This window comes from Desulfobulbaceae bacterium (genome assembly GCA_013792005.1).
Taxonomy (GTDB): Bacteria; Desulfobacterota; Desulfobulbia; order Desulfobulbales; family VMSU01; genus VMSU01.
The window spans coordinates 1-10,488 of record VMSU01000089.1 but is presented as its reverse complement, the minus strand read 5'-3'; the positions used below and the strand labels follow the sequence as shown (position 1 = coordinate 10,488).

Below are 10,488 nucleotides of genomic sequence, written 5' to 3'. Positions count from 1 at the left end.
GTTATCATTCCGCAAAAAATCTCATTGACATCCAAAAACCGGTTTTGCTACGCTTGTTCTTAACAGGTTATCATGCGTTTTTACATGTTATACATAAAACTGGTTATCAAACATGCGTGAAATTCCGCCCGCTATTCTTGACCCCTTTAACCAATTATTGGAACGAAAAGAGGTCCCTCCTCGGTATCGAAACCATTACCGGAAATGGCTTAAGTTCTTTCTGGATTTTTGCGACAAATACGACTTCTCACCCACCGACAAACAGCAAGTCCCCGCCTTCATTGCCAAGTTACTCGAAAAAAACCAGTCGAAATTCTTCCAAAGGCAGGCGGAGCAGGCAGTATTGATCTATTTTGAAATCATATCAACTCACCCGCATCCCGTCGCCCCACAAACATCAATACCCTCAACTACCCGAAGCACCGGAGGAAAAGCCAGCTTTTCCGCTCCGTCCATACCTCGGGGTAGTGATCCCGTGGGACAAAACAAAGAAAAAGGCAAGGACAGGGATGAATTACCTCCCCCACTCCTGCTTCACCGATCTACGAGCCACAATGAGGAGGAGCTAACGAAACAGGCTTCACCTAAAAATACTGGCGCTGACTGGACAAAAGTCTATATGTCTTTGGAGTCATCCATTAAAGTCAGGCATTATTCTCCCAAAACACTAAAAGCCTATAAGGGTTGGATTCATCATTTCCAATTTTTTGTCAAGAGTAAAGACTCACAACTCATTGAGATCTCGGACGTTAAAGATTTCCTGAGTTTCTTAGCAGTCAAACGCAACGTCTCGGCCTCCAGCCAGAACCTGGCCTTCAATGCCCTGTTGTTCCTGTTCCGGCATGTCCTCGAGAAAGAGTTCCCAAAGGTTGAAGGGATCATCCGGGCTAAGCGTAAACCTTACATCCCTGTTGTCTTGTCTCGTGAAGAAATTAACAGGATTGTTGCCAACGCAGAGCACCCTTACGACCTAATCATAAAGCTGCTCTATGGCTGCGGATTACGGTTGGCGGAATGCATGAACCTTCGCGTCCAAAATTTTAATTTCGACTTCGGTGTGCTGACCGTCCACGATGGCAAGGGACAAAAAGACCGAACAGTACCCTTGCCGGAATCACTCATGCCAGAACTGACAAAGCAATTTGAAGCCGTTGCCGCCCTCCATCAGCGTGATTGTGATGCCGGGTATAACGGAGTGTTTCTTTACAATCTATTGGAAAAGAAATATAAGAATGCAGCTAAAGAGTTGGTTTGGCAGTGGTTTTTCCCTGCCAAGGAGTTGACCATGGTCCCAGAGACCAGGGAGTACAGGCGGTATCATCTACACGATAGCCATGTGCAAAAGGCAATCACTGGGGCGGTAAGGCGGGCAATGATTCCCAAACGAGCCACGGCGCACACCTTTCGGCACAGTTTCGCCAGCCATCTGCTCCAGGCAAACTATGACATCCGCACGATTCAGGAACTCCTTGGCCATAGCGATCTGCGCACCACCATGATCTATACGCACACCGTAAAAAGTGTTACCCTCAAAGAGGCGAAGAGTCCTCTTGATTTTTAAACTCAAGCAATTTGGGTCAATTTTAAAAGCCATTTCTTACCAATCCAAAGAGATGCCAATCATTTGGCAAAGGCGGGCAGCGATGACAAGCTATCATGGCATTACCAGCAATGCGGCATGGAATGAGTTACAGCACTTGGCAACACAACCCTTTGACCTGACGACCGAAGGTGCCTTAAACCAAGAACGGATCATGGCCCTGCGCAGCGAAATGGCCGGGTTCACCCTGCTCTATGGCACTGAACGGGTTGACGCCACGATCGTAAGCGCCCTGCAGCGTTTAGCGGATGAGAGCGGCGTCATCGCTCAATTTCAAGCAATGAAACGTGGGGCGGTGATGAACCGGATTGAAGGGTATGACAGTGAAAATCGAATGGCGCTGCATACTGCCGTCCGCGACGTTTTCAGTAAAACCCCCTGCCATCCTGAGGCCAGCGGGCAGGCCCGCCAGGAACTGGACAAACTGGACCGCTTTCTTGCCGATCTGAACTCGGGCGCTGTGGTCAACCACAAGAACGAGGCCTTCACGGACATGGCGCTGGTCGGTATCGGTGGTTCGGACTTAGGCCCACGGGCTCTGTATCTTGCACTCCGCCGCTTTAGCCTGCCGGGTCGGCGGGTCCACTTCATCTCCAATGTCGATCCGGACGATGCCGCCCAGGTGCTAGCAGGTCTTGATCTCAGCAGGACTTTGGTCAACGTAGTGTCAAAAAGCGGCTCGACACTTGAGACCCTGACCAACGAGGAGCTGGTACGGGCCGCCTTTGCCAAGGCAGGGCTCGACCCCCAACGCCACTTCCTGGCAGTGACCGGCAAGGGCGGCCCCATGGACAATCCGGCGCGGTACCGAGAGTCGTTCTATATGTTCGACTATATCGGCGGCCGCTACAGCGCGACCTCCATGGTGGGAGCGGTGATCTTAGGCTTTGCCCTGGGACATGAGGCGGTGATGGAGATTTTACGAGGCGCCAACACCGTTGACCAGGCGGCGGAAGAGACTGATATCCGCAATAACATTCCACTGCTACTCGCGCTGATCGGCATCTGGAACCGCAACTGCTTAGGCTACGACACCTTGGCGATTCTCCCCTACAGCCAGGCGCTACTCCGCTTTACCGCCCACCTCCAGCAATGCGACATGGAGAGCAACGGCAAATCCATTGATCGCTCAGGACGGCCTGTGGCCAGCCACAGTGGACCGGTAATCTGGGGGGAACCCGGCACCAACGGCCAGCACGCCTTTTATCAACTCATCCATCAAGGCACCACCATCGTGCCGGTTGAGTTTATCGGCTTCCGAGAGAGTCAGTACGGCGAAGATCTTAACATCCAGGGCACAACCTCCCAAGACAAACTGCTGGCCAATCTACTGGCCCAGTCCCTGGCCTTGGCCACTGGCCGCTCCCACGACAACCCCAATCGCCGGTTTCCGGGCAACCGCCCCAACTGCCTGCTAATGGCAGAGCGCCTCACCCCGTTTGCCATGGGGGCGCTGCTGGCCATCTATGAAGCCAAGATCGCCTTCCAGGGTTTTATCTGGAACATCAATTCCTTTGACCAGGAAGGGGTGCAGCTGGGCAAGGTCCTGGCCGGGCAACTGCTCGACCATCTCAAGGAAAAGCGCAAGGATCATGGGTATTGCGGCGAAGAGGGGGATATCGGCTGGGCGCTGCTTGAGGCGACGGGGATAACGGCAAGACAGGAGTAAGGCGAAACTAAGGATAGTTTAGTACTATCAAATTCAATAACAGAGTAATAAATACAGTTGTCAAACTACGACAGATTCTATACGATAGCAAAAGTTACGTTATACCAGCGACCCAAACCACTCATTCATAACCTTTCAGGCCCTCGATCCTATGAAAATTCTTATCGCTGACGATGATCGTACCATCCATATCTCATTCACCAAGTTTCTGACCGAACAGGGACACGAAATTCTGCACGCCTATGATGCCAGCGAAGCCATGCAGATTGCCTCCACCCAGAGCCCAGACTTGATCCTCCTCGATATTACCATGCCGGCAGGCGATGGCCGTAATATCTGCCAGCAACTGAAGTCGGCCCAGGATACCGCAGATATCAAAATCATCATGCTCACCGCCCGCGACTCCCAACACGATCGCACCCTGGCGATGGAGCTTGGCGCTGACGACTTCATCAGCAAGCCCTGCTCTATCCCCTATCTGGACCGGGCCATAACCAAGCTAACCCGTAAATGAGCATGAACCCGTTCCTCTTAGGCCCTAGCCTAGCCGTGCAAAACGCTCCCAGAAATCGGGGAACGATTTAACCACACACTCCTCATCGGCAACCACCACCCCAGAGATAGCCAACCCAGCCACCGCAAAGCACATGGCAATCCGATGATCGTCATGGGTGCTGATGGTGCCGCCGTTAAACGAGGCCCGGCTCGGGTCGCCTTCGATGAGCAAGGAGTCGGCGCGTTCGGTGGTCTTAACTCCGAGCTTGGCCAGTTCCGTCGCCATCACGTGAAGACGGTCGCACTCCTTGATCCTCAGATGCGCGATGTTATTGATTACCGTAGTGCCCCGGGCAAAGGCCGCCACCACCGCCAAGGTCGGGGCCACATCCGGGCAATCGCCCATATCCACCTCAATCGCCCGAAGTTCCTTCGGCCCGGTCACCGTAATACCGGTTTCGCTCTTATCCACCCGACAGCCCATTCGCTCAAGCATTGTGACCAGCACGGCATCACCCTGCAATGAAGGCTCCGGTACGTTCGTTACAGTAACCCTGCCGCCGGTAATTGCCGCCGCCGCCCAGAAATACGAGGCGCTGGAGGCATCGCCCTCAATTCGGTACTCATGTGCCTGATAACACCCTTGGGGGATGACAAAGCGATTCAGGGCCGGACTCGACTCAACTTCCACCCCAAAGGCCTTCATCACCGCAAGCGTCATGGTGACATACGGCTTGGACAGCACCTCGCCCGCGACATCAAGACGCGCTCCCTTCCTGGCATACGGCGCCACCAGCAGGAGCGAAGAGAGATACTGGCTGCTCTTGCCCTCAGGCAGCAGCGTCTGTCCGCCCTCAATACCGGCAGCGTCGATCTCAAGCGGCGGACATCCGGTCTTGTTGACACTGTCGATCCGCACCCCCCAACCACGCAGCGCCTCCATCAACGGCTGAATTGGCCGCTCCGCCATCCTAGGCCCGCCGGTAATGGCAAAGGAGCCCGCGCCCAAGGCGGCGACCGAGGTCAAAAAACGAGTGGCCGTGCCGTTATTGCCAAGAAAGATCGGCTGCGCCGGTGTCGCGATCCGACCGCCATTCCCCTCAACCCGCCAGTCAGGGCCGGAATTATCGATAACAACCCCCATGGCCCGAAGAGCCGCGCTGGTATAATCGGTATCTTCGCTGGTCAATGGCCCGATCAAGGTACTGACTCCATCAGCCAGCGCAGCGGCAATCAACGCGCGCTGGGTCAAGCTCTTGGAGCCGGGGACAGTGATCTCGGTATCGATATGGGAGATGGGCGTGATTGTCTTCATGGTAAGAGGAGAGGTTAATAGTGGTTGAGAGATCCGCGTTGGGTTACGGCTTTGCGACCTGACCCAACCTACGGCTAATTGAAAAATTACATCATTCCTGCTGGGGATGCCGGGTTCAGCGGCCTGCCATCCCCGTGACCAACTCCTGGCGCATGATCTCGACCGGGGCCTGGACTCCGGTCCACCGTTCAAATTGAGCGACTCCCTGGTAAAGGAGCATCGCCAGGCCATTAATCGTCCGACACCCGGCGGCATGAGCCTCCCTAAGCAATAGAGTTTCCAAAGGGGAGTAGACGATATCCATCACCAAGGCAAAATTAGCCACAGCCTCTCTGGGAACAGGTGAGAGGCCGGTACTTTTGCCCATGCCGACCGAGGTGGCGTTGATCAGGATATCGGCAGCAAAACCAATAACTGAGTTCAGTGGCGCCCAAGGACAGCCTAAGACCTCGGCCAAAGCCTGGCCGGTGGCAGGAGTCCGGCTGGCCAAGGTAAGCTCCGCCCCCTCTTCCAAGAGCCCAAAGCCAATTGCCCGCGCTGATCCGCCAGCCCCCAGGAGCAACACCTTTTTCCCTCGCAAGGGGGTCAGTTGTTTGAGCGCGGCATTGGCTCCCAGCCAATCGGTGTTAGCCCCGAAGACCAAGCCTTCATTAATAACCAGGGTGTTGACCGCGCCAATCTTTGCCGCCACAGGATCAATAGAATCAAGAAAAGGAATCACCGCCTGCTTATGAGGAATGGTAACGCTTGCGCCACGGATTCCTAATGCCTTGAATCCCTGGATGGCCGCCCCCGCGTCAACCGCCGGAAATGGGACGTACACCTTATTTAAGCCCAGGGCCTGAAACGCAGCGTTGTGCATGGCCGGACTTAAGCTATGGCTGACAGGATTACCCAGGATGCCGTAGACTTCTGTTGCGCCGTTAACTGGCATGAGCCAACTCCTTGACAATGGCGCGTAGACAGGAAATCGTCAACTGTCCGGGGGCAGTCCCCGTACTGCCGTCGGCAGCGGCGTAAGTCATGAAGCCCCCAAGGCCAAGGGTGGCGACACGACTGATAACCCCGGCCCCTCCCATACAGAAGGCAATCAGCGGCAGCCCCATCTCGGCGGCCTCCGTTTGAAGGTCGAGGACGCGCAGCACATCCTGAAAACTCTGGGCCATGGTGACAATTTTGCCGATGTCCGCATTACTGCGATACTGTTCCTGAAGGATCGTGCGTAGGGCTTGCGGGGATGGTGTGGTAGTAAAGTTATGCCAAGAGACAATGGACTTGGTGCCGTGTTGTCTGGCTGCTGCAATCAAGGGATCACGCAGGGCAGGATCGGTCTTCAGTTCAATGTCGACATAAGCGGCGCCGGCAGCTATCGCCTCATGAAGCAGAACAAGTCGGCTCTCTTCCGAGCCGGAAAAGTTCCCACCCTCCCAAGACGCCCGATTGGTAAACAACAGCGGAGTGGCAATAACCCCAACAAAGGGAGAGACCGCCGGTTGAGTCATGCTGTCTAAACGGATTTCAAGGACATCAGCCAACAGCGCAGCAGGTGTGGCCTGATCCAGGATATCCGCGCTGGTTGAGCCGGACAGGGCCACACAAATTAGGCCAAAGGTCAAAGGTGTCTGTTGCATAAGCAAATGGTTTCCCTCAAAATATAAATATCAGGTTGAGCACCCTATTCCAAAGCGCTTGTCTTGTCAATATGAGCAGAATCCAACATGACCCTAAACTCGTGTTAACCGATGGTCAGTGCTGACTCCTCAGCTGGAGATTGCATCAACACTGTGATCAATTGCGCCGCTCACTCAGTGATTGCCGATTTTTCCAGAGGCAAGAGCAAAAATTCTCACTTGACATTTTTTGACATCTTAACCGATAATCAACTATTCAAGGTTGCAACACGCAAGGCAACCAGTGTTTTCAAATTGAAATCGGAGAGCTTGCATGGCGGATAAAGTTAATTTCAGGGTGGCACATCTGAAGATCACCGACCATCTGGTTCTGGGCATTACCCAGGACAAGATAAGAAAGGGAGTTGAGGAGTCCAAATATCTCAACCTCCAGTGCCAGCCAATGATGGGCTGGCAGCAGGTGGCCAACTCATTAAAAGACGGCCAGGTCGATGCGGCCTTTATCTTGGCCCCCACCGCTATGGATCTTTACAAGGCAGGACTGAAAGCCAAACTGATCCTCTTTAGCCATAAGTCAGGCAGCGTGCTGATCACCAACAAAAAAGCCCACATCCAGACGATCCAAGACTTCAAAGGCAAGGTCGTGATCATCCCCTACCAGCTCTCGGTCCACAACATGCTGCTCCATAAACTGTGCAGCGAGGCGGGCATCGAGCCAGGGGCGGGCAAAGACGTACAGCTTGAAGTCATGGCTCCGAGTCAGATGGTCGAGGCGCTCCAGTACGACGAAGAGGGTGAAATCGCAGGATTTATCGTCGCCGAACCCTTTGCCTCCCAGGCAGTGACCGAGGGCTATGGTGAAGAGTTCACCCTATCCAAGGACATCTGGCCGGAACATCCCTGCTGCGCCCTGGTGGTGCGTGATGAGATGATCGAAAACCACCCCGACGCCGTCCACGAGTTCACCGACAGCCTGGTCAAGTCCGGCCGCTTCATCGATACCGCAGTCAGCACTGCCGCCCGGATAGGAGCGGACTTCCTGGGCCAGAAGGCCGAAGTCATCAAACGGGTACTTACCGAACCGGCAGACCGGATCACCACCGCCAATCTCTTCCCAAACATCGAGGATCTCTCAGTGATCCAAGACTACATGCACCACAAAATGGGCATCATGAAGGACAAAATCGACCTTGATGTCTTTGTCGACACCCAATTTGCCAAAGCGGCCCGGGCAACCTAAACTCAAGCCTTCGCAGCAACCATAACCACCGCGTGGCAGGCGATTCCCTCCTCGCGACCAGTAAAGCCCATCGACTCGGTAGTGGTGGCCTTGATATTGATGGCCGATGAAAAAACCTGGCAGACCTCCGCCAGGTTTTTTTGCATTTGAGGAAGATAAGAGGCCAGTTTTGGCCGCTGGGCAACGACAGTTATATCGGCATTACTCAGCACAAATCCCCGCTCCGCTGCATAGGTTATAACTTGAGCCAGCAGTTTCAGGCTGTCGATCCCCTGATACTGCGCATCAGTATCGGGGAAATGACGGCCAATATCACCACCGCCGACAGCCCCCAGCAAGGCATCACACAAAGCATGAGTCAGCACATCCGCATCCGAGTGACCCAGCAGGCCGACGCTGTGAGGGATATTCACTCCGCCAAGAATCAAGGCGCGGCCTGGCACTAGTCGGTGGGCATCATACCCATGGCCGATCTTATACGCGAGCGCAGCAGCATGTTGAGCTGCCAGCAAAGCCTCTGCCATAACGATGTCCTCCGGGAGGGTGATCTTGATGTTGGTTTCAGAACCCGCAACAATAATGACCGGGCAGCCGCTTCGTTCAAGCAGCGAGGCCTCGTCGGTACCGGAGAAACGGTCCCGGCTGGCCTCCTGATAAGCCTGGCGAAGTAACTCGACCCGAGCCCCTTGCGGTGTTTGAGCCCGCCACAGACGTTCACGGTCAACGGTCCTGACGACCTCCTGGCCAGAGGCCTCCTTGAGAGTATCTTTTACCGGAATTGCCGTGATGGCGGCGCCATGAGCGCAAACCGCCTCCAAACAACCGGCAATGATTGCCTGAGAGACCAGAGGCCTAACGCCGTCATGCACCAGGACCACCTCTATGACCCTATCAAGGGCCTCCAAACCGGCCAGGACCGAGTCCTGCCGCGTCTCGCCGCCAGGAACAACGCGACAGTCGGCATCAAGGCCGTATCGTGCTAAGAGATCTTTCGCTTCGGGGATCGTGGCGCTGGGAACGGTGAGAATGATCGACTGGAAGCACCCTGCCTGAATAAAGGCCTCCACGGTACGAACCAAGATCGGCTTGCCACCCAGGCTGAGGAACTGCTTAGGGACTTCACCGCCCATCCGGCGGCCAATGCCGCCGGCGGTTATAATGGCTGCGGCTGATTGTGATGCAGTCGTGGGCATAATAAAGATACGGGCAGGCCGAAGTACCAAAGGAACAACTCCGTCTGCCCGCCAAAAAAAAGGAGTGGGCTATAAGCCGAATTCTGTACCCTCCCGTACTACCCCGAAAGGTAGCCGGAGAAGGCCATGATCATTTCTCTAGGACGCCAGTCACCTGGCGCCTCAAGCGATCTACCCGAAGACATCGGGCGGGCCGCCCTCAAGTGTCTCCCTATTTGATGTTGCTCCAGGTGGGGTTTGCCATGCCCTCCGTGTCACCACGGAGGCGGTAAGCTCTTACCTCACCATTTCACCCTTACCACGGCGTGAGCCCTGGCGGTATATTTTCTGTGGCACTTTCCTCGGGGTCACCCCCAGTTCGCATTACGAACCACCTTGCCCTGCGGAGTTCGGACTTTCCTCTGACCCGAACAGGACCAGCGATCATGCACCCACTCCTAAAATGAAATGCATAGTGTGTAAATATTCGCACTGTACGGTGGATAGACGCAACACATCCACCTAAAACCCGACAAAACGACGTTCTTCAGCTCATCGCTCCTCAACCTCGGGCAGATGGTACATCATCCGATTACAGGTTGGGCAAGTCAACAGCTCCTGTTCTTTCAACAGTTGATTAAACATCTGTGGCGGAATATTCATATTGCACCCCCGGCAGACACCCCGAGTAACTCCGGTAACGGCCAAGCCATTGCGCTTGGACCGCAGCATCTCGTAGCGATTGAGGTATTTGGCCTCAACCTTCTTAGCCTGGGCATCACGGGACTTGGTGATTTTCTGCTTATCGGTTTCCAACTTGGCAGCCTCCTGCTCCACCCGCTTAGTGTCTGCATCAAGCTGCGCTTCCATCTCAGCGCAACGCTTGCCAAGCTCTCCGATCTTTTTCTGGATCAACTCCGACTGTTCAAGGAGCAAGGTCAGCTCCTCTTCCCGCTGAGCATTCGCCGCTTTGGTATCTTCAATTTCCTTGAGGATACTCTGGTACTCGCGGTTGGTCTGGATACTCATCAGCTTAGTCTGCCGATCCTTGATCCGCTCCGCCTCATCGGCAAGCGTGGCCTCCAGTTCGCGGCGCCGTTTATCCCCTTGCTCAAACTGCTCTTTGTAATCGTCGATTGCAGCGTAGCCCTCTTCAATCCGTTTTTTTACCAACAACAACTCTCCATGGCCGTCGGCCATCCGACCGTCAATCTTCTGCACATCAAGGTCAATGGCCTGAAGGTCCATTAAATTTTTGATAGCCTCTTTCAATGTCCGCACCTCACGTTATATGGTTTGCTGATCGTTTCCTGTCAGAAAAAAGGAAAATGGGTTTTTTTGGTTTTCTGTCACATGGACAGGAATG

9 protein-coding genes and 1 other RNA gene are annotated in these 10,488 nt (G+C 54.5%); 4 read left to right on the top strand and 6 right to left on the bottom strand.

Annotation, left to right across the window (positions count from 1 at the left end):
* Positions 1 to 112 precede the first annotated feature (112 nt).
* From FP815_04910 to FP815_04900, 3 genes are all read left to right on the top strand, one after another.
* A complete protein-coding gene (locus FP815_04910; GenBank protein MBA3014276.1) occupies positions 113 to 1,561 on the top strand; it encodes an integron integrase in 1,449 nt (482 codons plus the stop codon).
* 82 nt (positions 1,562 to 1,643) lie between these two features.
* The gene (locus tag FP815_04905) at positions 1,644 to 3,269 is read left to right on the top strand and encodes a glucose-6-phosphate isomerase (GenBank protein MBA3014275.1); all 1,626 of its coding nucleotides are present in this window, start codon (positions 1,644 to 1,646) and stop codon (positions 3,267 to 3,269) included.
* A 151-nt stretch (positions 3,270 to 3,420) separates the two neighbouring features.
* Complete coding sequence (locus FP815_04900) at positions 3,421 to 3,783, top strand: response regulator transcription factor (protein ID MBA3014274.1); 363 nt, start codon at positions 3,421 to 3,423, stop codon at positions 3,781 to 3,783.
* Positions 3,784 to 3,807: 24 nt separating this feature from the next.
* Here the strand turns inward: FP815_04900 and aroA are convergent, their stop codons facing one another.
* The 3 genes from aroA to aroD form a co-directional block, all read right to left on the bottom strand.
* Positions 3,808 to 5,079 (bottom strand): 3-phosphoshikimate 1-carboxyvinyltransferase, encoded by a 1,272-nt coding sequence (gene aroA / locus FP815_04895; protein ID MBA3014273.1) that lies wholly within the window; start codon positions 5,077 to 5,079, stop codon positions 3,808 to 3,810.
* Positions 5,080 to 5,194: 115 nt separating this feature from the next.
* Positions 5,195 to 6,013 carry a shikimate dehydrogenase gene (locus FP815_04890; GenBank protein MBA3014272.1) on the bottom strand — a complete coding sequence of 273 codons (819 nt, stop codon included), beginning with the start codon at positions 6,011 to 6,013 and terminating at the stop codon, positions 5,195 to 5,197.
* Positions 6,003 to 6,710: a type I 3-dehydroquinate dehydratase gene (aroD, locus tag FP815_04885; protein MBA3014271.1), complete on the bottom strand. Its 708-nt coding sequence runs from the start codon at positions 6,708 to 6,710 to the stop codon at positions 6,003 to 6,005. Before aroD ends, FP815_04890 begins: the two co-directional genes overlap by 11 nt.
* 313 nt (positions 6,711 to 7,023) lie before the next feature.
* On the opposite strand from aroD, the gene FP815_04880 reads away from it, so the two are divergent.
* Positions 7,024 to 7,950, top strand: a complete 927-nt coding sequence (locus tag FP815_04880) for an ABC transporter substrate-binding protein (GenBank protein ID MBA3014270.1) — start codon at positions 7,024 to 7,026, stop codon at positions 7,948 to 7,950.
* Positions 7,951 to 7,952: 2 nt separating this feature from the next.
* On the opposite strand, the gene ispD is transcribed toward FP815_04880, so the two are convergent.
* From ispD to FP815_04865, 3 genes are all read right to left on the bottom strand, one after another.
* Positions 7,953 to 9,143 (bottom strand): 2-C-methyl-D-erythritol 4-phosphate cytidylyltransferase, encoded by a 1,191-nt coding sequence (gene ispD, locus FP815_04875; protein ID MBA3014269.1) that lies wholly within the window; start codon positions 9,141 to 9,143, stop codon positions 7,953 to 7,955.
* 56 nt (positions 9,144 to 9,199) lie between these two features.
* Positions 9,200 to 9,582, bottom strand: an RNA gene (rnpB, locus tag FP815_04870) — RNase P RNA component class A.
* 92 nt (positions 9,583 to 9,674) lie between these two features.
* On the bottom strand, positions 9,675 to 10,394 hold the full coding sequence (locus tag FP815_04865) for a hypothetical protein (GenBank protein MBA3014268.1): 720 nt from the start codon (positions 10,392 to 10,394) through the stop codon (positions 9,675 to 9,677).
* Between the last annotated feature and the right edge of the window lie 94 nt (positions 10,395 to 10,488).